This window comes from Bradyrhizobium sp. 930_D9_N1_4 (assembly GCF_052076015.1).
In the GTDB taxonomy this organism is placed as follows: Bacteria; Pseudomonadota; Alphaproteobacteria; order Rhizobiales; family Xanthobacteraceae; genus Bradyrhizobium.
In genome coordinates, this window is the sequence record NZ_CP197236.1 from 3,457,896 (window position 1) to 3,481,731 (window position 23,836).

A 23,836-nucleotide genomic window follows, 5' to 3' on the forward strand; every position below is an offset into this window, starting at 1 on the left:
GAGACGCAACGTGATGGCCATGCGGACATACCTCCTTGCCATTCTCTTCGTGCTTGCCGCGCCGCTCACGGCGCATGCGCAATCGGCCGACCTCGTCCTGTGCGACCGGGTCGCTGCCGATCCCAGCGACCCCGACAAGCCGGCTGACGTGAGAGGCGTGACAGAGATTGCTGCCTCTGACGTCGCGACCGCGATCAAGTTCTGCAAGCAGGCGGCACCATCGTCGCGGCGGGCGATGTTCGCGCTCGGCCGCGCCTATGCCGCCAACCGGCAGACAGGCGAGGCGATCGCCGCCTGGCGCAAGGCGGCCGACAAGGGATCGACTGCCGCGATGGTCGAGCTCGGCGTCGCCTACGGCACCGGCGCCGGCATTGCCAAGGACGAAGCGCAGGCGCGAAAACTGTTCGAGAAGGCGGCGCAATCGGGCAACCCCCGCGGCGTCAGCAATCTCGCAGCACTCGGCGGCACCGGCGGCGGCGCGCCAACCGATCCCGCGCAAGCGCGCGTGCTGCTCGGCCGGGCCGCCGAGACCAACGCGGAGGCGCAGTACCAGCTCGGCCTGTTGCTCTCCAACGGCAATGGCGGCGAGAAGGACGACGTCGCCGCGCGCGCGATGTTCGAGAAGGCAGCCGCGCAAAATCATCCCGGCGCACTGGAGCGGATGGGTGAGTTCGCGGCCGACGGCCGCGGCGGTCCAAAGGACAAGGACGCCGCAAAGGCCTATTACGAGCGCGCCGCTGCGCTCGGCGACGAGGACGCCAAGAAGGCGCTCGAGCGCATCCGCTGCCCCTACGCGATCAAGGACAAGGCGGGCAAGCTCGTCACCACGCTGTGCTTCTAGCTCACTTCATGTAATAGGCGAGATTGTTGCGCGCGTCGCGATAGGTCGTCTCGAGGAAATCGGGATACTGCGCGGCGGCCTGCGCAACGGCGCGCACGACGCAGTCCCAGAAATCGCCGTTCCAGTTGAAATGTTTTTCGGCCGCGCCCTCGAACTTGACTGATGTGATGATGGCTTGCCGGATCGCGTTGTCATCGGCGCGCGGATGGGCGCGCTTCAGATAACCGAACATCGGTCCTTCATGGGCGTGGTCACGCTCGTATCGGTAGCGGGCGCTGAACTCCTCCGGAGTGAGCATGCGATAGAACCGGACCTCCTCGTCGGTCGGACGGCCCTCGATCGTGTCCATCCGGAAGCGCCGGCACCAGAGCGCGAAAGCCGCGTCGAGCAGCGGCTGTTTGGCCGCGCTGGCGATGAAGGCTGCGATCTCTTCGTCGGCTGATGGCGCAATCCGGTCCATGCCGCTTTGTCGCATGCTTGCGTGCGAGGGTTCGAGGGCCGTCCGTGACCCGCGCAAACAAAAAAATCGAAAACAACCCATGCACAGTAGCCAAGTCCTTGAAATCACTTGGCCGCTGAAACCGCTCCCGGCGCGAAGCCGTCCACTGCGGATTTGGCGAAATCATCTTGCTCCGTCGGGCAAAACAGGAGCATGATGGCATCATGCGGCGAGCGGCTCCGCGAGCGGCCCCTGCGCGCAAAAGCCGGGTGGCCTTGATGCGGCGAGGGTGCTAGGTAGCCCCCGATTCATTCTGATTTTTTGCAGGTCATGTGCGTTGCTGGACGGGCTCTACAAGGTTGAATACGGCATCCACGATGCCTTCGGGCGCAGCATCATGTGCCTGCATGACGGCAAGATGCTGGGCGGCAATTCGGCCTTCGCGCATCTTGGCACCTATTTTGAACGCGACGGCGAGATCGTCGCCGAAGTCATCACCGAACGGCACAACGAGGATCCCCATTACAAGCCGCTGATGGGCGCCGACGTCGCCGCGATCGGCGCACGCGGCCGGCTGGTCGGCAACCAGATCCGTCTCGAAGGCAGCGCCGACACCATGCCGGGCGGACATTTCTGGGCCAATCTCACCCGGCTCGACGACGATGGGGCGCTGCCGCCGCGCGGCACGATCGGAGAGGGCGGCATTGCCAACGGCCTCTATGGCGTGAGCCTGCGCGCGCTCGATGGTGTCGATGCCGGGCTGTCCGGCGTCATGCTGCTGATGGACGGCCGCATCCTCGGCGGCGATGCGTTCTTCTACTATCTCGGCTCCTACTCGTCGGCGAATGGCCGCTGGAAGGGCGAGATGCTCAACCAGGAGCACACGCCGGCGAAGGGCGAAAACCCCGTGTTCGGCGGCTATGAGGTCGGGATCGGCTTTTCGGGGACCTGCACCGAGGACAGCGGCGAGTTCGAAGGTATCGCGCTCGCGGGCAAGCGAAGTTTGCGGTTGGCGGCTTCGCTCAGGCTGATGCGAAGGGCGTAGAGCGGAAGCGGCCAAATTACCACGCGTGGTGCACGATACTCTTGCCGCGTCGAAATCATCCCACTCTTCAAGCGGAGTTTCTTTGTTTGGCGGAAATTGGGAACCAATTGTTCCCTCGTGCGTTGATCCAGTTATAATCGGGGCATTCGTAGGCGTTTCCTGGTCGCTGCATCACCGATAATGTAACTATATCAGCGAGATACGGTCAGCTACATTGCCATTGAGGGCCGCCCGCGCTAGACGCGGGCGTCGTCGCGTGTGGTTTAAGGAGAAGGCAATGGCTGGGCAGACTGGAAGCGACATCGGATCATTGGTGTCGCGCAACGAGGCAACAATTCTCCCCGAATGGCTGGAATTGCAGAAAAATGCGGGGACGCTTCACACGGGACGCATCACCGAAGGTGAGTTGCAGGCGCAGTCCAGGAATTTCCTCCACCTCCTCCGCGATGCGCTGGCGCAGGGCGGCAGCAACGCCGGCCATGCGGCCTACGAGCCCGCCAAGGCGATGCTCGCTGAACTCTCGCGCTCGCGCGCCCAGCAGGGTTTTTCGCCGAGCGAGACCGCGACCTTCATCTTCTCGCTGAAGCAGCCGCTGTTCAATGCGTTGAACCGCGACGGGGCGTTCTCGCCGGAGCAGATTGCGTCGACTGTCGGGACGTCGACCCTGCTGCTCGACGAACTCGGCCTGTACACGCTGGAAATCTTCCAGAAGAGCCGCGAGGAAGTCATCGTCCGGCAGCAGCGCGAGATTTCCGAGCTGTCGACGCCGGTCGTGAAACTCTGGGATGGCATCGTGGCGCTGCCGCTGATCGGCACGCTCGACAGCCATCGGACCCAGGTCGTGATGGAAAACCTGCTGCAGACCATCGTCGACGACGAGGCGGAGATCGCCATCATCGACATCACCGGCGTGCCCATGGTGGATACGCTCACGGCGCAGCACCTCCTGAAGACGGTCGCGGCGGCGCGCTTGATGGGCGCCGACTGCCTGATCAGCGGGATCAGGCCGCAGATCGCACAGACCATGGTTCATCTCGGCGTCGAGCTGAACGTGATCTCGAAGGCGACGCTGGCCGATGCGTTCGCCGTTGCCTTGCGGCAAACCGGCCGGGCTGTCGTCAAGTCCAGGCGGGTCGAGGGGACCGGCTTCGCCGACAAGAAGATCGGCGGACGGGAAGCCTGACGATGGACCGGATTCCTATCCTCAAATTCGGGAACGCGCTTCTCGTCACGATCCAGGTCGACATGCATGATCGCCTCGCGACCACGCTGGAGGAGGATCTGACAAGCAAGATCGTCTCGCACAATGCGCGGGGCGTACTGATCGACATTTCGGCACTGGAGATCGTCGACAGCTTCATCGGCCGGATGCTGGACAACATCGCCGCGGTCTCGCGCATCCTCGACGCCGACACGGTCGTCGTTGGCATGCGACCGGCTGTCGCCATCACCCTGGTCGAGCTTGGCCTGTCGCTGACGGGGGTCAAGACCGCGCTGAATGTCGAGCGCGGGATGGCCCTGATTCAAAGCCGGCTCTCCGCGGCGGAGGCCGACGATGCCGACGACGAAGACTGAACGTCTTGCAATCAAGCAGTCGGAGGACGTGGTTCGGGTCAGGCAAGTGACGCGAAGCTACGCGCTCGAAGTCGGTTTGAGCCTGGTCGACCAGACCAAAGTCATCACGGCATCGAGCGAGCTCGCACGCAACACGCTGGACTATGGCGGCGGCGGGGAAGTTACGGTGGAGCTTGTCGAACAAGTGGGACGCCGCGGCGTGCGGCTCACCTTCGACGACAAGGGCCCCGGTATCGCCGACATCGAGCAGGCGCTGAAGGACGGCTTCACGTCCGGCAAGGGCATGGGCCTCGGCCTCGGCGGCGCCAAGCGGCTTTGCAACGAATTTTCGATTGCATCGAAACCCGGCGAAGGCACCAAAGTCATGATTGCGCGTTGGAAATGACCATGAAATCCGTTGGCGTCAACGATCAGAGCGGCGTCGCGGAGGCAAGGCGATCAGCAACCGATCTGGCACAGAGGTCAGGGTTCACAGACACGGACAAGGGCAAGCTCGCGCTGATCGCGACCGAACTCTCGACCAACCTCGTCAAGCACGGCTCGGGCGGGGAGATTCTGGTCGGTACCTACGAGGACAACGAAAGCCAGGGCATCGAGATCATTGCGCTGGACAAGGGCGCTGGCATGAGCAACGTCGCGGCGTGCCTCGAAGACGGTTATTCGACCGCGGGCACCGCAGGCCATGGTCTTGGCTCGGTGATCAGGCAGTCGCATTTCGTCGATATCGGCTCATGGCCGGGGATCGGCACCGCCGTGCTTGCCCGCGTTGCGCCTGGAAAGCCGGCGGCTGTGAAGCCGCCATCGTCCCCAACCTGGGGAGGCGTGTCCATCCCCAAGGCAGGGGAGGAAGTTTGCGGAGACGCCTGGAGTGTATCCAGTAGCGGGGATGTCAGGACTTTGCTCGTGGCCGACGGGCTCGGCCACGGACCCGAAGCTGCCGAAGCCTCGGTGGAAGCCGTGAGGCTGTTTCATCGCTACGGCGGCCATACCGTCACCAACCTCATCGACTATGTTCACGGCGGGCTCCGCGCAACGCGCGGGGCGGCGGTTTCGATTGCGCGCTTCGATCCCTCGATCAAGAAGATTGTCTTTTCGGGCGTGGGCAACGTTGCGGGGATGACCATCGTCGCGGGCGAAACCAAGCGAATGGTCTCGATGCCGGGCACGGCCGGCTTCAACGCACGCAAGATCCAGGCCTTCGACTATCCATTCGAGCGCGGCCTCCTCGTTCTCTATTCCGACGGGCTGGCTTCGAGCTGGACGACAGATCGGTATTCCAATCTGGCCGCGCTTCATCCTTCGTTGATTGCGGCGATCCTCTACCGCGACTTCACCCGGAATCGCGACGACGCGACCGTGCTCGTGGCAAAGTGGTGAATGCCATGATGTCGTCCTCCAAATCCTGGCCCATCATGGCGGTGCCGATCGAGACTGAGGGGGATGTCGTCGCAGTCCGCCAGCGTGCGCACCGTGTTGCCGAACTGCTGGGCTTCGAGCGGCAGGATCAGACCCGGATTGCCACCGCGGTTTCCGAGCTTGCGCGCAACGCCTATGGTTACGCCGGCAACGGCCGCGCCGAATTCGTTCTTGATGCCAGCATCGTCCCGCAGCGATTTGTCATTCGTATCTGCGACAAAGGGCCGGGCATCACCAATTTGCAGATCATCCTCGATGGCCAGTATCGTTCGCAAAGCGGCATGGGGCTCGGCCTGATCGGCGCACGCCGGCTGATGGACACCTTCAACATCGTCTCGGAGCCCGGCAAAGGGACCACGGTGGAGGTGGGCCACAAATTGCCGCTGCGAGTCGGGCCGTGGCCGCGCGCCAAGCTCACCGAGATCGTCTCCAGCCTGAAGAAGGAGGTCTCGTCGGATCCGCTCGCTGCGCTGCGCGAGCAAAACCGCGAGCTGATGCAGAGCCTGGAGGAACTGCGGCGGCGCGAAGAAGAAAGCCAGCAGCTCAATCAGGAACTCGGCGATACCAATCGCGGCGTCGTGGCGCTCTATGCCGAGCTCGACGGCCGAGCCGAGCAGTTGCGACAAGCGAGTGAGCTCAAGACACGCTTCCTCTCGAACATGAGCCACGAATTCAGGACGCCGCTGAACTCGGTGCTGGCCTTGTCCCGCCTTCTGCTCGATCGCATCGACGGCGACCTCAGCGCCGAACAGGAACGCCAGGTCGGTTATATCAGGCGATCGGCGGAGAGCCTGCTCGAACTCGTCAACGACATGCTCGATCTTGCGAAGGTCGAGGCCGGCAAGGCCGAAATCAAGCCGGTGCGTTTTTCCGTCGGCAGTCTGTTCGGCGCGTTGCGCGGCGCGCTCAAACCACTCCTGACCAATGCCACCGTGGAACTGCTGTTCGAGCCGTCGCAGGATCTGCCGGCGCTCTACACCGACGAAGCCAAGGTCGCGCAGATCCTGCGCAATCTGATTTCGAACGCCCTGAAGTTCACGGAGGAGGGCGAAGTTCGCGTCACGGCGCGTCCTTGCGACAATGGGACGAGCGTCACCTTCGCCGTGGGTGACACCGGCATCGGAATTGCGCCCGAGGATCACGAACGCATCTTCGAGGAATTCTCGCAGGTCGACACCAAATTACAGCGGAAGGTCAAGGGCACCGGCCTCGGACTGCCGCTATCGCGGTCGCTGGCGCGTCTGCTCGGCGGCGATCTCAGGGTCGAGAGCATCCCGGGACAAGGCTCTGTCTTCTCGCTGTCGATTCCAGCGTCGATGGGCAGCCCGGACCGTGAACTGCTGAGCGCCCCCGGCGGCGGCAGCAAATCCGTGCTGCTGATCGATGACGACGAGACCTTCCGCTACGTCATGCGGCAGATCGTCGGCAATGAGTCCCGCTACGAATTCCTGGAGGCGGACGGCGGCGAGGAAGGCCTGAAGCTCGCACGAGAGAGGCAGCCCGACGTCATCGTTCTCGATCTCCAGATGCCCGCAGTCGACGGGTTCACGGTGCTTCAGCAGTTGGCCGCCGACACGCGCACCAAGGTCATTCCCGTCGTGGTCTCGACCTCGATGACGATCGACGATGCGCTCAGGTCGCGCCTGCCCGAGCACGTGCGGCTGATTTCCAAGAACGCGATCTCCCGGGAGAGCGTTTCGTCGTTCCTGCGCGACGCCGTTCAGGGGGCGTCATGACCAAGGGCGAGAAAATCACCGTTTTGAATGTCGACGATCTTGAATCGCAGCGCTACGTCAAAACGCGCGATCTTCACGCCGGCGGATTTGAGGTGATCGAAGCCCGGACCGGCGCGGAGGCGCTGCGCCTGGTCGAGCAGCACAAGCCGCCGGTCGTGCTTCTCGACGTTCAATTGCCTGACATCAGCGGCTTCGAGGTCTGCGCCTTCATCAAGAAGAAGTGGCCGGAAGTCATGGTGCTTCAGACCTCGGCGACGTTCACGACGGCGGACGACCGCGTTGTCGGGCTCAATGCGGGCGCCGATTCCTATCTGGTGCAGCCGGCCGAACCGCTCGAACTCGCCGCCGCGATCAACGCCTTGCTGCGGGTCCGGAATTCCGAGGATGCTCTGCGCGCGCTCAACGCCACGCTCGACGAGCAGGTTCGGGTACGCACATCGGAACTCGAGGAAGCCAACCGCCAATTGCGTCAGGAGGTCGCCCAGCGCAAGCTGGCCGAGACCGCGCTGCTTCAGGCCCAGAAGATGGAAGCGGTTGGGCAGTTGACCGGCGGGCTCGCCCACGATTTCAACAATCTGCTGACCGCGGTGGTCGGCAATCTCGACATGATCCGCTCGCGCGCGACGGAGCCTCGCATCGCCCGGCTCGCGGACAACGCTTTCAGGGCGGCCGAGCGCGGCTCGAAACTGACGGCGCAGCTTTTGGCGTTCTCGCGCACGCAGAAGCTCGCGACGGAGGCCGTCGATATCAATCGGCTGATCGAGGGGACCTATGAGCTGCTCAATCAGTCGCTCGGCGCCAACGTCACCATCAAGACCAATCTCGATCCGTCCGCGCCTTCCGTGATTGCCGACGGCAACCAGCTCGAGGTCAGCATTCTCAATCTGGCCATCAATGCCAGAGACGCGATGCCTGACGGCGGGACACTGACGATCACGACGGCCTGCGATGAGCAGGATGACCGCAGGGTCGTGCTGTCCGTCACGGACACCGGGACCGGCATGCCGCCCGACGTGATCGCGCGGGCCTTCGATCCCTTCTTCACGACCAAGCCTCCCGGCAAGGGGACTGGCTTGGGGTTGTCGCAGGTCTACGGGCTGGTGCGCCAGATGGGCGGAGATGTCGAGATCAACAGCGAGGTCGGCCGGGGTACTTCGGTTCGCCTGCTGCTTCGCCGCACGGCTCCGGCGCAGGACGTCGAGGCGGCGTCGTCAGGCACGACCGAGAGCGGACATGCCGAACGCATCCTGGTCGTCGACGACGATCACGACGTCCGGGGTCTGATGACCAGCTTCCTGTCCGAGATCGGATATGCCGTGCACGAGGCCGATCATGGCGCGGCAGCGCTTGCCATCCAGAAATCGGTGAATCCACAACTGATGATCATCGATTTCTCGATGCCGGGCACCAATGGCGCGGAGGTCGTCAAGGCGGCTCGGATCATACAGCCGTCTTTGCCGGTGCTGTTCGTCAGCGGATATGCCGACTCGGCTGCACTGGAATCCGCGATGGGCTCTGCCCCGTTCCTGCGCAAGCCCTTCCGGCCGGCCGAGCTGGCTCTTGCCGTCAGGACCGCGCTGGAGCAGGTCGAATCTCAGGTAACGGTACCCGAGGGATCAACGAAATGACCCTTTCGATCCTTCTCGTTGAAGACGAAGCGATGATCCGCATGATGGTCGCCGACATGGTGGAGACGCTGGGGCACGAAATCGCTGCCGAAGCAGGACATATCGATCAGGCGATGGAGCTGGCGCGATCTGCTGCCTACGATTTTGCCATCCTCGACATGAACCTGAACGGTGCCATGAGTTTTCCCGTCGCCGACACGATCGCGGCACGGCAGATTCCTTTCATCTTCGCGTCGGGTTACGACTCCGCCAGGAACGCCAATCAGCATCAGCAGCAATTGGTGCTTCAAAAGCCGTTCACGATTGATGGCCTGGAGTCGGCGATAGAGCGCGCGCTGCATACAGAGCCACGTTGAACTCTGAGCACGCCGGCGAAGGGGGAAACCCCGTGTTCGGCGATCATGAGGTTGGCATCGGCTTCTCCGGGTTCCGCACCGAGGACAGCAGCGAGATCGAAGGCATCGCGCTCGCGGGGAAGCGCAGCTTGCGGTTGGCGGCCTCGCCATCAGCTCGGGTTTCGTCGCCGGATGAAGACAAAATAAAGCAAGGCCGGAATAGCCAGCGCGGTCCACGACATCGCATCCCACCAACCATCGCCGACAAGCGCTGAGACGAGTCCTACGCCGCTGAGGACCGCGACCAGGAGGGGTACAGCAAAAATCTGCGTCAAACTGCGGCGCGAGACCCTGGGGGAGTTCATGACGGTTTCAACGCGGCGTTTTCGACGGCCGAGGCGTTCGCGATGCTTCGTTCCACGGACACACCGGATTTGCGGCGGCGGAGCCAGAGATAGAGGCCGGTCCACAGAATGACAATGGTGAGCACGTCCAGAACGGCCCAGATGATCTTGAGTGGCGTGCCGCCATAGTCGCCGAAATGCAGCGGCTGCGAGATGAAGAGCGTCGAGACATACCAGGGCATGTCGCGGCTGTCCGTCAACTTGCCAGTTTCCGCGTCGATCAGCGCAGGCTTGAGCAGGCGTGACGTCAGTGGCGTTTCACCCTTCAGGAATACCGCGTAGTGGCTTTTGCTGCTGAAGAGCGTGCCGGGGAATGCGACGAAGCTCGCCGTCATGCCGGGAATGGCCTTCGCTGCTACGTCCACAGCCGCGTTGAGCGAGGTCAGCTTTTCGGGGACCTGCCGGTCACGGTACTGCGAGGTCATCTCGGCGAGTTGACCGAATTGCCACATCTTCAGAACGAGGTCGGCCCAGGTGTTGATGACGCCAGTAAAGCCGACAACGAGTGTCCATGCCACCAGCAGGATGCCGGCGAGATTGTGAATGTCGAGCCAGCGCACGACGCGGGTTCGCCGTGCGCGATAGGTGCCAAACCTCAGCTTTCGCATCGACGGGGCATAGACCACGATCCCGGAGACGATCGCGACGCAGAACAGGATACCCATCAGGCCGAGAAAGAGCTTGCCCGGCAGGCCGGCGAACATGTCCGTGTGCAGCTTCAGCATGATGTAGGTGAAGCGTGCCGTGACGTCAGGCGCATCAAGGAACGCGCCCGTGTGTAGATCCATCCGGAGCAGGTTGTTCTTTGAAGGATCCGACGTAATCGTCGGTCCGACGCTGACGAACATGGCGTTGGGATCGTCGCGATCCCAGATCACGAAGTGGGGGACCTTGCCGGCGGCATTCGCCAGCGCATTGGCGAGCAGAGCGTCGAGATCGGCCGGGGGCGTGCCCGGCGGCACCTCTGCGGCCTTGACACTGCTGTGCAGGACATCGTCGATCTCCTCATGGAAGATCAGCGGCAGGCCCGTGATGCAAAGCAGCAACATGAATACGGTGCAGATGAGGCTCGTCCATTTATGGACAATGCCCCATCGCCGAAGAGATCGCGTCGCTGCCGTCAATGAACTCTTCCTTCCGTCCGACACGGCGTCGGGGCGCACCGACCGCCCGAGTTCGCTACTTCGTCACAAGCACGGGTGGCTTTGGCGTTTCTCCCCAGCGATAGCTCAGTGTCGCGAGGACGGTGCGGGGCTGACCCAGCGCGCAGTAGGCAAGGCCGGTGAAGCAGTTCGTCACGTGATAGGTGTCGAAGATGTTGTTGACATTGACCCGCAGGTTGAGACCGCTCCAATCACGGTTGAGATAGCTGAAGTCGTAGGTCAGCACGGCATCGGCCAGGGTATAGCCGGGAACTCTGATCAGGTTGGCATCGTCGCCCCAAACGCCGCCGGTGTAGCGGACGCCTCCACCCAGACCCAGGCCAGCGACCGGCCCCCCCGTGAACTTGTAAAAGCCCCACAGGAACGCACTGTCGCGGTTCACGCTCGCGACATCCTTGCCGACGATGGCCGGATTTACGTGCTCCTCGACGACCGGGATCAGATGGGAGCCGCCGGCGATGATGTCGAAATTGTCGTTGATGCTCGCGCGGAAATCGGCCTCTACACCCTTGACCCGGATCGCGCCAACCTGGAAAGGCACGAATGTCGGCGTGTTCACCACAACATTCTGCTGGGTCATGTCGAACACGGCGGCGGTGAACAGCATTCTCGTTCCGGGCGGGGCGTATTTGATGCCGGCTTCGACACCTTCTCCCGTCGTGGGCTTGAAAGGCTGCCCCGTTGCGGATGTCAGCGACAGTCCTGCGACCGGCTCGAACGACGTCGAATAGCTGACGTAGGGAGCCAAGCCGAAGTCGAACACGTAGTTGAGGCCAACTCTTCCGGTGAACGCGGAATCGTCCTGAGGGACGCTCACGCCGGCCAGCCTGTTAGCCGTCTCGGCGGTCGCACGATCATGGCGTCCCGTGAGCACCAGATTCCAGCGATCCAGCTTGATCTGGTCCTGAAGGTAGACGCCGAGTTGGTCCTTGTTCGTCGAGGTGTTGATGAACGGTATCATCGTGGCCTTTGTCGGCAGCGGCGTCGCGCCATAGACCGGATTGTAGGTGTCGATCGGGAAGCCCGGGAAGGTCCCGCGATAGTCGGTATCGACCGTGGTCTTCTGGTAGTCCAGCCCGGCCAAAACCTTGTGACGCAACCAGCCGGTGTTGAAATCGGCCTGCAGCTGGTTGTCGATCGCGAAGTTCTTCGTGCTGCCGCCAATGAAATTCGCATCGCGCAGAGTAATGCGCTGCGCAGGATCAACCGGAGGCACGACACCCGGGAGATAGCAGGCGACATGGCCGCCCGCTATCGGGCAGAGGGTCCCGGCATTGCGCATCGAATACATGTCGATGTCGACTGACGCCACGCGCAGGTTCTGGCGGAATTCGACGGCATCGTTGAAGCGATGCCTGAATTCGTAGCCGATCATGGCCTGATCGTAACCGACTTTGTCGAACCCTGGTTCGCCGGTGTAGGTGCCGACCGGAATGCGGCCGTTCGGATTCGGGAAGAGCGTACCGTAAGCAGGCAAATATTGGTGGACCTGGCCATCAAGGCGGTCGCGCTGTGCGCTGGCGAGCACTGTCAGGCTCGTGTCGGTGGTCGGCTGCCAGGTGAAACTTGGCGCCAGGAAATAGCGCTGCTCCTTGTTCCTGTCGACGAACGTATCACTGTCGCGTGCCAGGCCGACGACGCGATAGAGAAACTCGCGGTTCTTGTCGATTGGGCCGGAGACATCGAAGGCGCCCTGAATGCGGTCGAAGCTGCCTGTCTGCACCTCGACCTCTCCGCGCTGCTCGGTGGTCGGCCGCTTGCTCACCATGTTGAGAATGCCGCCGGGTGAAGCCTGGCCGTAGATCCCCGACGACGGTCCCTTGAGGATTTCGATCCGCTCGAGCCCATACGGCTCGGTTCGCGGTTGAGCGAATTGAATCGTCGTGTCGTAAGGCAATCGCAAGCCATCGAGATAACGTGGCGCGATGAAGCCGCGGACCCTGACTTCCGTGTCGAACACCGACGCCGCGCCGTATAATTGACCCTGCGTGCCCGACGTGTAGCGAATGGCCTCGCCGATCGACTGCGCACCCTGTTGCTCAATCTGCTGTCGGGGCACGACTGCGATGGATTGCGGCGTTTCGAGGATCGGCGTGTCGGTCTTGGTTCCGGTCGCGCTCTGCCGTGCGACGATCCCGTTGACCGGGCCGTTGGCGCGTTCGATGCCGGCGCCACCAGGCGCCGACTCTGGCGTTGCGACTTGCCGCTGGACCTGGGATCGGCGTGTTGTCGCCGCGGTGCGTGCGGCACGACGAGCGGGTTGCGCGGGACGAGCGGACGGCTTTGGCGCGTCAACAGTTACGGGAGGCAGCGTTTGTTGTTGCGCGAATGCCTTCGTAGGAATCTCGGCGAGAAGGATGATCGAACCCGTAGCGCTCGCCAAAACGGCGGCGCGAGATACCTTCGTCTTGAATAAACACATTCTGCAACCCCCGGAAACACAGCCTTTGCTGCCTTATCCGAGTGACCGAAGGTGCGCACTGCGTTGGCATCTAGAATAGGTTTAAGAAGACGCCGACGATCGAGGCCTGTGATATTTTCAGCACGACAGATGCGTCAGACTGTCGCTGCTTTCGTGAGAAGAGTTCTAATGTGGTCAAGTTCCGCGGGCGCCCTCACGGTGCGGGGCACGCCGCTCCGGTCTTCACCCACGCCTCGACCAGCGCGCCGGCCTGCTCCTGCGTACCCGGCACGGGCGAGCGGCCGAAGCCGGGCTTCCAGGCCCAGCCGACGAGGGTGTCCTTGCCGATGTGGTCGATCAGATCCTCCACCTTGTGCCCGCCATTGCGGGCGGGATCCCTGATCTGCTCGCAGATCTCGCCGACGGTCTTGCCTTCCCAGGCCATCTCGCGCGGGGCCAGATGCCAGTCAGGATGGCCGGGCATGCGGCCAGGCTCGTAATTGGCCTTCTGGTGGCAGCTGTTGCAGCGCATCGCCTCAAGGCCATGGCCGTCGGGTCCACGCGTGACCGGCGGCTGATGCAGGCGGGCATTGTCGCCCTGGTGCGGCCTGTCGCCGGCGGGATGACAATTGGTGCAACGCGGATGCGTCAGGACTTTTCCGAGCTCGGCGAAAATCGCCGCCGAGCGCTTTTCGGTGTCGGAAATGTTGGCAAAGCCGTCGGGCGAGGCAAGCCCGTGGCTTGCTCCTTCCGACGCTGCGTAGCCCGCACCGAGACTGCCGGCGAACGCCGCGATCACGACAATCATCCTGAACCGCGCGTCGGATCTCATGGCTGGTGTCCTTGCGCGCTCACTTGGTGGCGATGAGATAGCGGTTTGAATCGGCGAGGATCACATCGCGCACCGCCTCGTGATATTTGATGTAGCCGGTGCAGCGGCAGAGATGGCCGTCGAGCGCATCCGCAATGGTCTGCTCCAGCGCCTCGCGGGCGACAGGGGCGCGCGCGAGACGTTCGAGCAGCACTTGGCCCTCGCCAAGGAAGCCGGCGGTGCAATAGCCGCATTGAAAAGCGAAGTGATCGATGAAGGCCTGTTGCAAGGCCGAGAGATTGCCGCCCTGAGCGTGGCCCTCGACGGTGCGGATCGACTTGCCGTCAAAGCTCACGGCTGGCGCAACGCAGGTTGGGCTGGTGGTGCTGGTGCCGTCGGGCGCGTCGACGATGATGGCGCAGCTCAGGCATTGCGCGGCGCCGCAGCCGAACTTAGTGCCGGTCATGCCGAGCATCTCGCGCAGGAAATCGTTCATCGAGAGGTCGTCGCGGACGTCCATCGGACCGTGCTTCTGGCCGTTGATGGTGAGGCTGAGGGTCGTCACGCGAGCACTCCCTTCAATAGGCTTGCAGTGACCGGCAGCGCGCGGAAGCGATGGCCGGTGGCGTCATGGATGGCGTTGATGAGCGCCGGCGCGATCGGGATCATCACGACCTCCGCCATGCCCTTCGGCGCTTCGTCCGGCGTCTGCGGCTTCAGCATCTCGATCTCGAGATCGCGCAGCGGCAGATCCGAGCCGCGGGCGACCAGATAGCGGCCGAGATTCCATTCGCCGTTGCCGGGACCGCCCTCGAACGGCGGCAGCGTCTCCAGCAGCGCATAGCCGACGCCCATGGCGAAACCGCCCTGGGACTGGCCCATCACCACCTCGGGCACCAGCGCGGTGCCGCATTCGAACACGCTGTAGGCCTTGGCGATGCGCAAGGCACCCGTCGCGCGCTCGATTTCGACGCGGACGACCGTGCCGCACATCGAGGTGTAGGCGGTGCCGATGCGGTTGTTGTCGGTCGGCGGAAACTTGACGCTGACACGGTTGATCCGTTCGAACTTGCCGTTGCTCCTGCGGATCGCCAGCGCGTCGATGTCGGCGCGGTATTGCTCGCCGAACAGCGGAAAGCGTGCCCGCGACCACGCCCAGCGCGAGAAGCTGTGCGCAACCGCAGCGGTGACGAAGCCGCGCGCATGCGCTGTCGCGGCCAGTGCCGGCAGCGCCAGCGGTTCGAGACCGGGCATCATGAGTTGGCCGCTCTGCCAGGTCGCGCTCGCCCATTGCCTGGCGCGCGGATCTGTCTTCGGGATGTGCCACAGCTCCAGTGCCGCAGGCCACAGGCCGAAGCGGAAAATGACGCGGGCGGCTTCCCCGGCGGAATGGGTGCCGACATGCGCGCCGATCGAGGAGCTTGTCGGCGAGCTGATCGCGGGCACCCAGCGCGGATTTTTCTCCGCGGCATCCTGGGTCTTCTGGTCCATGGTGGCGGGATCGCCTGATGTGACCAGCCCGAGCACGTCAAAGCTGTCGACGCGGGCGACCGAGACTTCGTCGGCGATGACGCCGAGATGGCTTGCGACCCGGTTGGCCAGCGCCGTCCCGATGCCGTTGCCCATCTCGACATGATCGCAATAGATGGCGATCTTGCCGTCGGGGCCAAGCTCCACGCGGCCGAGCGAGCCGTCTGCGCCGGAGCCATAGTCTTTCGTCACGCAGGCGACGCCGGTGCCGACCAGCCGATCCGACGACGATGTCTGTTTGAACTGTGCCCGCTGCTGCCAGATCGGGTGCTTCTCGAGCTTGTCGAGGATTTCGGGCGTGCGCACCGAGACGATGTAGGGATTGCCGGTCATGGTCCGGCCGTTCTGGGGCAGCGCATTGCGCCGCCGGAAGTCGATCGGATCGGCCTTGAGCTCGGACGCCGCCTCGTCGATCAGGACCTCCAGCGCCGTCATGGCCTGCAGGATGCCGTAACCGCGCATCGAGCCCGCGGTCACGCCGCGCGAATGCACCGCGACGGTCCGCACGTCGACCTTTGGAATGTCGTAGATGCCGATCGCGCCCGTGCCCGCGACGACGGCGACGCTGGCCGAGAAATGGGCGATCCCGCCGCCGTCGAGCACGTGATCGGCGGCGAACGCCTTGATCTTGCCGGTCGCGCGATCGATGCCGATGCGCGAGCGCATCTTGATCGCATGGCGCTTGATGCCGGCCTGAAACTGCTGGTAGCGGTCATGCGCCAGCCGCACCGGCTTGCCGGGAAAGCAGACCGCCGCGAGCGCGACATAGAGAATGAAAGGCGTGTGATCGCGGCCACCAAAGCCGCCGCCGACATGGGCGAACTGCGCATTGATGTGCGCCGGCTTGTAGGGCGCGCGGGCCTTGCCGAACAGATGCGCGATCGAGTCCGCCGCCTCGTAGGGCGATTGCACGCCAAGCAGCAGTTCGAGATTGCCGCCTTTGCCATTGTACCAGGCGAGCCCGCATTCCGGCTCCAGGAACATCGGGTCGACCGATTGGGTCTCGAACTCGCGGTCGAGCACCAGCAGCGAGGCGTCGTCCGCGGCGAGCTCGGCGCGGATCTGCTCGCCGTATTTCGCCGCCTTGGCGTAGTCCGCCGGCGTGTCCTTCGCGAGAGCCGACCACACCGGCAGCGCCGCGCTCTGCACCGTCTTGGGCGAGACCCAGCCGGCCTGGATCGGCGAATAGACATCCGGCTTGTCAGGCGAGGGGCCTGCCACGCGGGTGAAGCGGAAGGCGCCGTAATCGGGCACGACGACAGGCCCGGTCTCCTCGCCGAACTGGACGAACGTGCCGTCGCGCAGCGCGAGACGCGCCCGGTCGAAGGCGTCGAACTTTTCGAAGATCAGAAGCGCGACCGGTTGGCCGAGATAGAGCGGCGTTTTGCCGACCGGACAGAACAGGTCGCCCGCATAGAATTCCGGCACCTGCGTCCCGATCCGGTCGAGATCGCTGGCCGTCACCACCACCGATGGCTTGAGCGCGCCGCCGAGGCGGGCGAGGTCCATGCCGGTATAGACATGCGTGGCGTCGTTGGCGCGGACCAGGATGGCGTGAGAGGTGGCCTGCGGCCAGCCAGGAAGATCGTTGGCCCGGAAATCGGAGGCGTAGAGCTTCGCGCCGGTGACCTTGGCGACGCCGTCGACACGGCCGGCGCCCTTTGTCGCGGGATTGAACTTGCCGCGTCCGGGCAGCGTCTCGTGGGCCGCGAAGGGAGCTCCCGTTGCCGAAGCAAGATGTGACAGGCTGACCGAGATGCCTCCCGCCGATAACCACTTCACGAACTCACGTCGCGAAGGCCCCATGATCAGATCCTTGTACAAGGTTTCGGGGACATCATGATGCTGGCGGCATCGATGCCCGGAGAGTACGCCAATGCTAGCTCAAATCCGGCGTGATTCGTCATGCGACGATAGAAAGGGGCAGGGCGTTTACAACCAGTGAATGTCCTGTGCTTCCCGAACGGGATCGTCGTTTCGCGCTTGCTTTGGAATCGATTCGAACTGAAGACGGATCGGCAACGGGGGCGAAACTCAAATGCAACATGATCCGAACGATGTCTCTCCAGTGACGGCGGATATGACAAAGCTTTCGCGGCGCCAGTTGCTCGATTACGGTCTCAAGGCCGGTGCGCTGTCGCTGGTCGCGGGCAGCGCCAAGGCCCAGCATGCCGCGCACGACCATGCGGGCATGTCCCACACCGCGGACATGTCGCCGACGATGGGGATGGTGCCGGAAACGCCGGTTCCCGCCATGGATCAGTCGCTGGTCGAGCCCGAGGTGCGGCGGTCAGTCAACGGCGTGCTGAGCACGACCTTGCGCGTCGGCTATGCCTATCGCCAGATCGGCGGCGTCAGGCTCTATGTCAGATCCTATGAAGGCGGCAGCCCCGGACCGACCTTGCGCATGAAGCCCGGCGACACCCTGCGCATCAAGATGATCAACGATTTGCCGCCGAACCGCGATGGAATGCCGGCCGACATCAGCCATCCACACCAGTTCAACAACACCAATTTCCATTTCCACGGCGCGCATGCCAGCCCGAGCGGGATCGCCGACAATGTCATGCGCTCGATGGCCCCGGGCCGCAGCTACAACATCGAAATCACCCTGCCGGCCGATCACACCAGGGGCACCTACTGGTATCACCCGCACCACCACGGCAGCGCCGACATCCAGATGTCCAGCGGCATGGTCGGTGCGATCGTCATCGAGGGCGATTTCGCCGACATTCCCGAGATCGCCACAGCGCGCGAGCGCCTGATGGTGCTGACCCAGGTGGTCTATGACGCCAAGGGCATGGTCGAGAATTTCGAGACGCTGTTTCCGGAGACGGCGACGCGCTTCCTCGCCATCAACGGCCAGCGCCGGCCGGTGATCGAGATGCGTCCGGGCGAGGTGCAGCGCTGGCGCATCCTCAATGCCGCCTATCAGGACGACATGCTGCTCGACCTGGAAAAGCATGATCTGCAAGCGATCGCCTATGACGGTATCCAGCTCGGCGCCGTGCAACAGATGAAGCAGCTTCTGATCGCGCCGGGCCAGCGCGCCGACATTCTGGTGAAGGCGGGCAGCCCCGGCACCTACGCCTTCAACGCGGCGCCCTACGATCAGGGGCACCCGTCGCCGGTGGGACCGCTGGCGCGGGTCGTGGTCTCGGGCGCGCCGATGGAGATGAAGCTGCCGAGCGCCCTGCCGCCGGCGCCGCTCGCCAGCATCAAGGAGACGGAGATCACCAACCGCCGCAAGGTGGTGCTGTCGGCGACCGCACCGGAGGCCGATGCCGCCGGCCATTGGCAGGAATTCGAGTTCTTCGTCGACGGCAAGAAGTTCGACCCCGGACGGATCGACCAGCGGGTCAAGCTCGGGGCGGTCGAGGAGTGGACCATCGTCAACACCCATGAGCACGACGACCATGTGTTCCACATCCACACCAATCCGTTCCAGGTGGTCTCGGTCAACGGCAAGGCGCTGGCGGTGCCGGAATGGCGGGATTCCGTGATCGTGGAGCGCAAGGGCGGCGTGGTCGTGTTCCGCTCCCGTTTCCTCGATTTCACCGGTGTCTACATGCTCCACTGCCACATGATGAACCATGAGGAGATGGGCATGATGCAGACGGTCGAGGTCTATAAGCCGTAAGCTTCTGGGGGAATTGCAGGAATTTGGCGATTGGCCGGGGCCGACCCGTACCTCGCCGGGCTTCCCCTTGGAGCCCGCATGGCCTATGACGCTGCAACGCAAAAATCCCCCGAAAAGACCTCATGATCCGCCTCGACAACGTCAGCAAGCAAGCCGGCCACCAGATCCTGTTCATCGAAGCCTCCGCCGCCCTCAACAAGGGCGAGAAGATCGGCCTCGTCGGGCCGAATGGCGCCGGGAAGACCACCCTGTTCCGGATGATCGCCGGTGAGGAACTGCCCGACGAAGGGCAGGTCTCGACCGATCGCGGCATCACCATCGGCTATTTCAACCAGGACGTCGGCGAGATGTCCGGCCGCAGCGCCGTGGCCGAAGTGATGGATGGTGCGGGTCCGGTCAGCGAGGTCGCGGCCGAGCTGCATCAGCTCGAGGTCGCGATGGCCGACCCCGACAAGGCCGACCAGATGGACGAGATCATCGCGCGCTATGGCGAGGTGCAGCACGCGTTCGAAGAGCTCGACGGCTACGCGCTCGACGGCCGGGCGCGCGAGGCGCTGTCCGGCCTCGGCTTCAGCCAGGAGATGATGGACGGCGACGTCGGCAAGCTCTCCGGCGGCTGGAAGATGCGCGTGGCGCTGGCTCGCATTCTCCTGATGCGGCCCGACGTCATGCTGCTCGACGAGCCGAGCAACCATCTCGATCTCGAAAGCCTGATCTGGCTGGAGAAGTTTTTGCACGATTACGAAGGCACGCTGCTGATGACCTCGCATGACCGCGAGTTCATCAACCGCGTGATCTCGAAAGTGGTCGAGATCGATTCCGGCTCGCTCACCACCTACGCCGGCGATTATGAATTCTATGAGCAGCAGCGCGCGCTGAACGAGAAGCAGCAGCAGGCGCAGTTCGAGCGCCAGCAGGCCATGCTCGCCAAGGAGATCAAGTTCATCGAGCGCTTCAAGGCGCGTGCCTCGCATGCAGCGCAAGTGCAGAGCCGGGTGAAGAAGCTCGACAAGATCGAGCGGGTCGAGCCGCCGCGCCGCCGCCAGACGGTGGCGTTCGACTTCCTGCCGGCGCCGCGCTCCGGCGAAGACGTCGTCGCCTTGAAGAACGTCCACAAGGGTTACGGCAGCAAGCGCATCTATGACGGCCTCGATTTCATGATCCGTCGCCGGGAGCGCTGGTGCGTGATGGGCGTCAACGGCGCCGGCAAGTCGACGCTGCTCAAGCTCATCGCGGGCGCGAGCGAGCCGGACCAGGGCACGGTCGCCGTCGGCGGCAGCGTCAAGATGGGCTATTTCGCCCAGCACGCGATGGACCTGCTCGACGGCGAGCAGACGGTGTTTCAGTCGCTCGAATACTCGTTTCCGACCGCGGGGCAGGGCTCGCTGCGCGCGCTCGCCGGCTGCTTCGGCTTCTCCGGCGACGACGTCGAGAAGCGCTGCCGCGTGCTCTCGGGCGGCGAGAAGGCGCGCCTGGTGATGGCCAAAATGCTGTTCGACCCGCCGAACTTCCTGGTGCTGGACGAGCCGACCAACCATCTCGATCTCGCCACCAAGGAAATGCTGATCAACGCGCTTTCGGATTTCGAGGGCACCATGCTGTTCGTCTCGCATGACCGCCACTTCCTGGCGACGCTGTCGAACCGCGTGCTGGAGCTGACGCCGGAAGGCATTCACCAGTTCGGCGGCGGCTACACGGAATATGTCGCGCGCACCGGGCAGGAAGCGCCGGGGTTGCGGAGCTAGCATTCCGCTACGCGCCTTGACGCGCTGACGGCCGTTGCTACGCTCCCTCAAAAAGGGAGCGAAACAATCATGAAGCAACTGCGGATCGGCGACATCACCATCGATGCGGTGATCGAGCGGGAAGGGCCGTGGCGGCGGCCGCAGGATTTCTTCCCGGCCTATGACGAGGCGGTCTTCAAGCGCCATCTGCCGACGATGGAGCCGGAGGTGTTCGATGCCGCGCGCGGCATGATGGTGATCACCTACCAGACCTTTGTGGTGCGCACGCCGCGCTACACCATCCTGGTCGACACCTGCACCGGCGAGGACAAGGGCCATCCGCCGCCGTTCGATTTTCCGGGCAAGGAGCGCTGGCGCAACGAGCTGTTCGCGCTCGGCATCGGCTTCGAGCAGATCGACTACGTGTTCTGCACGCATCTGCACATCGATCACACCGGCTGGAATACGACCTTGCGCGACGGCCGCTGGGTGCCGACGTTCCCGAACGCGAAATACGTCTTCCACAAGGGCGAGTACGCGGCCTGGGAGGCCGAGAACGCCAAAGGCAACAATCCGCCCGGCACCGTGTTTCGCGACAATTGCCGGCCGATCGTCGAGGCAGGCCAGGCGCTGCTGGTGGATGACGATTACGCGCTTGATGACACCGTCACGCTGACGCCGACGCCGGGGCATTCGCCCTGTCATTGCTGCGTAAATATCTTTTCGAAGGGCCAGCGCGCGGTGGTCGCGGGCGACCTCATGCATCACCAGATCCAGTGCCGCGAGCCGGACTGGTCGGCGAAGCCGGATTGGGACGCGAAGCTATCGGCGGTGTCGCGGCGGAAATTCTTTGCGTCCGTGGCCGACACCGACACGCTGATCCTGCCGATTCATTTCCCGGCGCCGACGGCCGGGCTGATCAAGCCGCTGGATGGGGCGTTCGATTATCGGTTCAAGCGGGGGTGAAGGCAATCCAAGGGACGATGTCTCGTGTCCCGGACGCGGTGCGGCGCGAAGTGCCGCTCCGCTGAGCCGGGACCCATCTTTGGGATTGCATGTGGAGGCATGGGCCCCGGCTCTGCAGCGCACCGCTGAAGTAGCGCTGCGCTGCGTCCGGGGCACGAGAGTTTCCTGAAACAGCCGCCGGGCCCTACGCGCTGACTTCGCACTTCTTCAGGAAGCTGTTCTTGGCGGCGCCGGCCAGCGGCTTGCCGTCGGCGCTGACGGCCTTGGGGGTGCAGGCGTCCGCCTTGCACTTCTTCAGGAACGACGTCTTGGCGGCGCCGGCGAGCGCCTTGCCGTCCTTGCCGACGGCCTTGCTCTCGCAGGTGTCGTCCGCGAAGGCCGAGCCCGCTGCAAAGGTGGCAACGATCGCTGCGAGGAAAATTCGCTTCATCATGGGTGTCTCCCTAAACCAGAAATGGCGCGCGGATTGGAGCCGGGAATCGTGGCGCAATCAAGCGGGATCCACTGGTGCCGGGCGCGGGCGTTGATATTTTCCGGCGTGCGATGAATGCATTTGCCTTGACGCGCGGCGCCGGGGGCCGGATTTCGGATTCGCGCCCGCCGCTTGCTGCACTGCGCGCAGACCTGAAGGCGCGAACCTGTTAGGCTCGTCCCATTCCAGCAGGACCGGAGCGTTGCCATGGACGCCGTGACGAGCCCGCAGACCGCGGACCAGCATTCTCATCTGGTCCGACCTTCGACAATGGAATGGCAGACAACGCGCTTTCCCGGCTGCGAGGCCAAGACCTTGCTGTTCGACCGCGGCACAGGCCTGATGACGGCGCTGATGCGCTTCGCGCCGGGATCGGTGCTGCCCGATCACGAGCATGTCGGCATCGAGCAGAGCTACGTCATCGAAGGCGCTCTCGTCGACAAGGAGGGGCCGGCCAGCGGCATCGCCTGCAAGGCCGGCGAATTCATCTGGCGCGAAGCGGGCAGCCGGCACGCCGCGTGGTGTCCGGAGGGCGCGCTGATCCTTGCGATCTTCCAGGTGCCGAACAAGTTCTTCGAGGCCGATGGTCGCGTGGTCGATGCATCCGGCCAGGACTGGGATGAGGCCTGGGGGCATACCGGCGCGCAGCGGCCGCGTCAGAGCTAGCCGTCATACCCCGCGCGTCAGCAACGCCTTGAAGTCGGCCCGCGCACGCTGTGCTTCCGCGCGCGCGACCTCGGAGGCATCGCCGAGACCGAAATAGCCGTGAATGAGGCCGGGGCCGTCATGGGATTTGACCCGCACGCCGGCGGCCTCCAGCGCCTTCGCATAGGCCGCGCCTTCGTCGCGCAGGGGATCGTACCAGGCGGTGGTCACGATGGCCGGTGCGACGCCCGCAAGCGACGGGGCGCGCAACGGCGAGACCCGCCAGTCAGCCGCGTGCTTGGGATCGGCGAGATAGTGGCCGCAAAACCATTCCATCGTCGCACGCGTGAGGAAGTAGCCCTCGGCATTCTCGGTGCGTGACGGAAAGCGCGCATTCTCGCGCGCATCGGCATAGAGGCCGGCGACGTCGGTGACGGGATAGACCAGCAGTTGCGCGGCGAGCTTGACGCCGGCGTCGCGACAGGCGATCGCGGTCGTGGCGGCGAGATTGCCGCCCGCGCTGTCGCCGGCGACGCCGAGGCGTTTTGCATCGCCGCCAAATTCCGCGACGCGGTTGAAGATGTCGCTCGTCGCGGCAAAGGCGTCCTCGAAGGCGCCGGGAAAGCGTGTCTCCGGCGGGCGGCGATAATCGACGGAGACGACCACCGCGCCGGTCTCGATCGCGAGGTTGCGTGCCTGCCGGTCGTGGGTTTCGAGATCGCCCGCGACCCAGCCGCCGCCGTGGAAGAAGACCACGGTCGGGGCGGGACTGCTGCCGACGCGGTAAACACGGGCGTCGAGCGGGCCGGCGCCGCCTTTCACCTTGATATCCTGCACATGATCGACCGGCGGTGGCGGCACGGCGGCACGCGAGGCAGCCAGTGCGCGCAAGGCATCGCGGGCGCTCTGTGGCGTCATCGAGGTGGGATCGCGCAACGGCAGCAGCGGAATGATCTGGGCGATGACGGGATCGAGCGGTGCAGCCATGTCAAGTCCTCTCGGGTTCTTGGTCTTGCTTGCGGGTTAGCATAGATTTTGCGCGCGGCATCGGCAACCGGTGACGTG

Annotated in this window: 22 protein-coding genes; 14 read left to right on the forward strand and 8 right to left on the reverse strand. The window is 64.0% G+C overall.

What is annotated here, in order from left to right; all coding sequences use genetic code 11:
• Positions 1 to 19: 19 nt before the first annotated feature.
• Positions 20 to 841, forward strand: coding sequence for a tetratricopeptide repeat protein (locus AB7532_RS16180; RefSeq protein WP_441239289.1), 822 nt, complete (start codon positions 20 to 22; stop codon positions 839 to 841).
• 1 nt (position 842) lies between these two features.
• Here AB7532_RS16180 and AB7532_RS16185 read toward each other — a convergent pair whose 3' ends face one another.
• Complete coding sequence (locus AB7532_RS16185) at positions 843 to 1,301, reverse strand: hypothetical protein (RefSeq protein WP_441235771.1); 459 nt, start codon at positions 1,299 to 1,301, stop codon at positions 843 to 845.
• Between the two features lie 316 nt (positions 1,302 to 1,617).
• On the opposite strand from AB7532_RS16185, the gene AB7532_RS16190 reads away from it, so the two are divergent.
• The 9 genes from AB7532_RS16190 to AB7532_RS16230 all read left to right on the forward strand — a co-directional run bounded on the left by AB7532_RS16190 (position 1,618) and on the right by AB7532_RS16230 (position 9,290).
• Positions 1,618 to 2,325: a GrlR family regulatory protein gene (locus tag AB7532_RS16190; RefSeq protein WP_441235772.1), complete on the forward strand. Its 708-nt coding sequence runs from the start codon at positions 1,618 to 1,620 to the stop codon at positions 2,323 to 2,325.
• Positions 2,326 to 2,602: 277 nt separating this feature from the next.
• Entirely contained in the window at positions 2,603 to 3,508 is a 906-nt protein-coding gene (locus AB7532_RS16195) for an STAS domain-containing protein (RefSeq protein WP_441235773.1), read from the forward strand.
• 2 nt (positions 3,509 to 3,510) lie between these two features.
• On the forward strand, positions 3,511 to 3,900 hold the full coding sequence (locus AB7532_RS16200; protein WP_441235774.1) for an STAS domain-containing protein: 390 nt from the start codon (positions 3,511 to 3,513) through the stop codon (positions 3,898 to 3,900).
• Positions 3,881 to 4,285 carry an anti-sigma regulatory factor gene (locus AB7532_RS16205; protein WP_441235775.1) on the forward strand — a complete coding sequence of 135 codons (405 nt, stop codon included), beginning with the start codon at positions 3,881 to 3,883 and terminating at the stop codon, positions 4,283 to 4,285. Before AB7532_RS16200 ends, AB7532_RS16205 begins: the two co-directional genes overlap by 20 nt.
• A gap of 2 nt (positions 4,286 to 4,287) precedes the next feature.
• Complete coding sequence (locus AB7532_RS16210; protein WP_441235776.1) at positions 4,288 to 5,277, forward strand: SpoIIE family protein phosphatase; 990 nt, start codon at positions 4,288 to 4,290, stop codon at positions 5,275 to 5,277.
• Between the two features lie 5 nt (positions 5,278 to 5,282).
• Complete coding sequence (locus AB7532_RS16215; protein ID WP_441235777.1) at positions 5,283 to 7,052, forward strand: ATP-binding protein; 1,770 nt, start codon at positions 5,283 to 5,285, stop codon at positions 7,050 to 7,052.
• Positions 7,049 to 8,680: a response regulator gene (locus tag AB7532_RS16220; RefSeq protein ID WP_441235778.1), complete on the forward strand. Its 1,632-nt coding sequence runs from the start codon at positions 7,049 to 7,051 to the stop codon at positions 8,678 to 8,680. Before AB7532_RS16215 ends, AB7532_RS16220 begins: the two co-directional genes overlap by 4 nt.
• Positions 8,677 to 9,036, forward strand: coding sequence for a response regulator (locus AB7532_RS16225; RefSeq protein ID WP_441235779.1), 360 nt, complete (start codon positions 8,677 to 8,679; stop codon positions 9,034 to 9,036). Before AB7532_RS16220 ends, AB7532_RS16225 begins: the two co-directional genes overlap by 4 nt.
• Positions 9,037 to 9,068: 32 nt before the next feature.
• A complete protein-coding gene (locus AB7532_RS16230) occupies positions 9,069 to 9,290 on the forward strand; it encodes a hypothetical protein (RefSeq protein WP_441235780.1) in 222 nt (73 codons plus the stop codon).
• Positions 9,291 to 9,376: 86 nt separating this feature from the next.
• Here the strand turns inward: AB7532_RS16230 and AB7532_RS16235 are convergent, their stop codons facing one another.
• The 5 genes from AB7532_RS16235 to AB7532_RS16255 form a co-directional block, all read right to left on the reverse strand.
• On the reverse strand, positions 9,377 to 10,507 hold the full coding sequence (locus tag AB7532_RS16235) for a PepSY-associated TM helix domain-containing protein (RefSeq protein ID WP_441239290.1): 1,131 nt from the start codon (positions 10,505 to 10,507) through the stop codon (positions 9,377 to 9,379).
• A gap of 91 nt (positions 10,508 to 10,598) precedes the next feature.
• Entirely contained in the window at positions 10,599 to 13,004 is a 2,406-nt protein-coding gene (locus AB7532_RS16240) for a TonB-dependent siderophore receptor (protein ID WP_441235781.1), read from the reverse strand.
• Between the two features lie 193 nt (positions 13,005 to 13,197).
• Entirely contained in the window at positions 13,198 to 13,815 is a 618-nt protein-coding gene (locus AB7532_RS16245; RefSeq protein ID WP_441235782.1) for an Isoquinoline 1-oxidoreductase subunit, read from the reverse strand.
• A gap of 19 nt (positions 13,816 to 13,834) precedes the next feature.
• Positions 13,835 to 14,359: a (2Fe-2S)-binding protein gene (locus AB7532_RS16250; protein WP_441235783.1), complete on the reverse strand. Its 525-nt coding sequence runs from the start codon at positions 14,357 to 14,359 to the stop codon at positions 13,835 to 13,837.
• Positions 14,356 to 17,130, reverse strand: a complete 2,775-nt coding sequence (locus tag AB7532_RS16255; RefSeq protein WP_441235784.1) for a xanthine dehydrogenase family protein molybdopterin-binding subunit — start codon at positions 17,128 to 17,130, stop codon at positions 14,356 to 14,358. The genes AB7532_RS16250 and AB7532_RS16255 overlap by 4 nt, the downstream gene beginning before the upstream one ends.
• A gap of 274 nt (positions 17,131 to 17,404) precedes the next feature.
• On the opposite strand from AB7532_RS16255, the gene AB7532_RS16260 reads away from it, so the two are divergent.
• The 3 genes from AB7532_RS16260 to AB7532_RS16270 all read left to right on the forward strand — a co-directional run bounded on the left by AB7532_RS16260 (position 17,405) and on the right by AB7532_RS16270 (position 21,654).
• Positions 17,405 to 18,964 carry a multicopper oxidase family protein gene (locus AB7532_RS16260; RefSeq protein ID WP_441235785.1) on the forward strand — a complete coding sequence of 520 codons (1,560 nt, stop codon included), beginning with the start codon at positions 17,405 to 17,407 and terminating at the stop codon, positions 18,962 to 18,964.
• Positions 18,965 to 19,086: 122 nt separating this feature from the next.
• On the forward strand, positions 19,087 to 20,709 hold the full coding sequence (locus AB7532_RS16265; RefSeq protein WP_441235786.1) for an ABC-F family ATP-binding cassette domain-containing protein: 1,623 nt from the start codon (positions 19,087 to 19,089) through the stop codon (positions 20,707 to 20,709).
• Between the two features lie 69 nt (positions 20,710 to 20,778).
• Complete coding sequence (locus tag AB7532_RS16270) at positions 20,779 to 21,654, forward strand: MBL fold metallo-hydrolase (protein ID WP_441235787.1); 876 nt, start codon at positions 20,779 to 20,781, stop codon at positions 21,652 to 21,654.
• Positions 21,655 to 21,838: 184 nt separating this feature from the next.
• On the opposite strand, the gene AB7532_RS16275 is transcribed toward AB7532_RS16270, so the two are convergent.
• Positions 21,839 to 22,087 (reverse strand): hypothetical protein, encoded by a 249-nt coding sequence (locus AB7532_RS16275; protein WP_441235788.1) that lies wholly within the window; start codon positions 22,085 to 22,087, stop codon positions 21,839 to 21,841.
• Positions 22,088 to 22,333: 246 nt separating this feature from the next.
• On the opposite strand from AB7532_RS16275, the gene AB7532_RS16280 reads away from it, so the two are divergent.
• Entirely contained in the window at positions 22,334 to 22,792 is a 459-nt protein-coding gene (locus AB7532_RS16280; RefSeq protein ID WP_441235789.1) for a cupin domain-containing protein, read from the forward strand.
• Positions 22,793 to 22,795: 3 nt separating this feature from the next.
• Here the strand turns inward: AB7532_RS16280 and AB7532_RS16285 are convergent, their stop codons facing one another.
• Positions 22,796 to 23,758 (reverse strand): alpha/beta hydrolase, encoded by a 963-nt coding sequence (locus tag AB7532_RS16285; RefSeq protein ID WP_441235790.1) that lies wholly within the window; start codon positions 23,756 to 23,758, stop codon positions 22,796 to 22,798.
• Between the last annotated feature and the right edge of the window lie 78 nt (positions 23,759 to 23,836).

Bases quoted from the DNA above. Each gene is read 5' to 3' on its own strand.
- AB7532_RS16180 (WP_441239289.1), top strand. From the start codon at position 20: ATGCGGACATACCTCCTTGCCATTCTCTTCGTGCTTGCCGCGCCGCTC.
- AB7532_RS16185 (WP_441235771.1), bottom strand. From the start codon at position 1,301: ATGGACCGGATTGCGCCATCAGCCGACGAAGAGATCGCAGCCTTCATC.
- AB7532_RS16195 (WP_441235773.1), top strand. From the start codon at position 2,603: ATGGCTGGGCAGACTGGAAGCGACATCGGATCATTGGTGTCGCGCAAC.
- AB7532_RS16200 (WP_441235774.1), top strand. From the start codon at position 3,511: ATGGACCGGATTCCTATCCTCAAATTCGGGAACGCGCTTCTCGTCACG.
- AB7532_RS16205 (WP_441235775.1), top strand. From the start codon at position 3,881: ATGCCGACGACGAAGACTGAACGTCTTGCAATCAAGCAGTCGGAGGAC.
- AB7532_RS16210 (WP_441235776.1), top strand. From the start codon at position 4,288: ATGAAATCCGTTGGCGTCAACGATCAGAGCGGCGTCGCGGAGGCAAGG.
- AB7532_RS16215 (WP_441235777.1), top strand. From the start codon at position 5,283: ATGATGTCGTCCTCCAAATCCTGGCCCATCATGGCGGTGCCGATCGAG.
- AB7532_RS16220 (WP_441235778.1), top strand. From the start codon at position 7,049: ATGACCAAGGGCGAGAAAATCACCGTTTTGAATGTCGACGATCTTGAA.
- AB7532_RS16225 (WP_441235779.1), top strand. From the start codon at position 8,677: ATGACCCTTTCGATCCTTCTCGTTGAAGACGAAGCGATGATCCGCATG.
- AB7532_RS16240 (WP_441235781.1), bottom strand. From the start codon at position 13,004: ATGTGTTTATTCAAGACGAAGGTATCTCGCGCCGCCGTTTTGGCGAGC.
- AB7532_RS16245 (WP_441235782.1), bottom strand. From the start codon at position 13,815: ATGAGATCCGACGCGCGGTTCAGGATGATTGTCGTGATCGCGGCGTTC.
- AB7532_RS16255 (WP_441235784.1), bottom strand. From the start codon at position 17,130: ATGGGGCCTTCGCGACGTGAGTTCGTGAAGTGGTTATCGGCGGGAGGC.
- AB7532_RS16260 (WP_441235785.1), top strand. From the start codon at position 17,405: ATGACAAAGCTTTCGCGGCGCCAGTTGCTCGATTACGGTCTCAAGGCC.
- AB7532_RS16265 (WP_441235786.1), top strand. From the start codon at position 19,087: ATGATCCGCCTCGACAACGTCAGCAAGCAAGCCGGCCACCAGATCCTG.
- AB7532_RS16270 (WP_441235787.1), top strand. From the start codon at position 20,779: ATGAAGCAACTGCGGATCGGCGACATCACCATCGATGCGGTGATCGAG.
- AB7532_RS16275 (WP_441235788.1), bottom strand. From the start codon at position 22,087: ATGATGAAGCGAATTTTCCTCGCAGCGATCGTTGCCACCTTTGCAGCG.
- AB7532_RS16280 (WP_441235789.1), top strand. From the start codon at position 22,334: ATGGACGCCGTGACGAGCCCGCAGACCGCGGACCAGCATTCTCATCTG.
- AB7532_RS16285 (WP_441235790.1), bottom strand. From the start codon at position 23,758: ATGGCTGCACCGCTCGATCCCGTCATCGCCCAGATCATTCCGCTGCTG.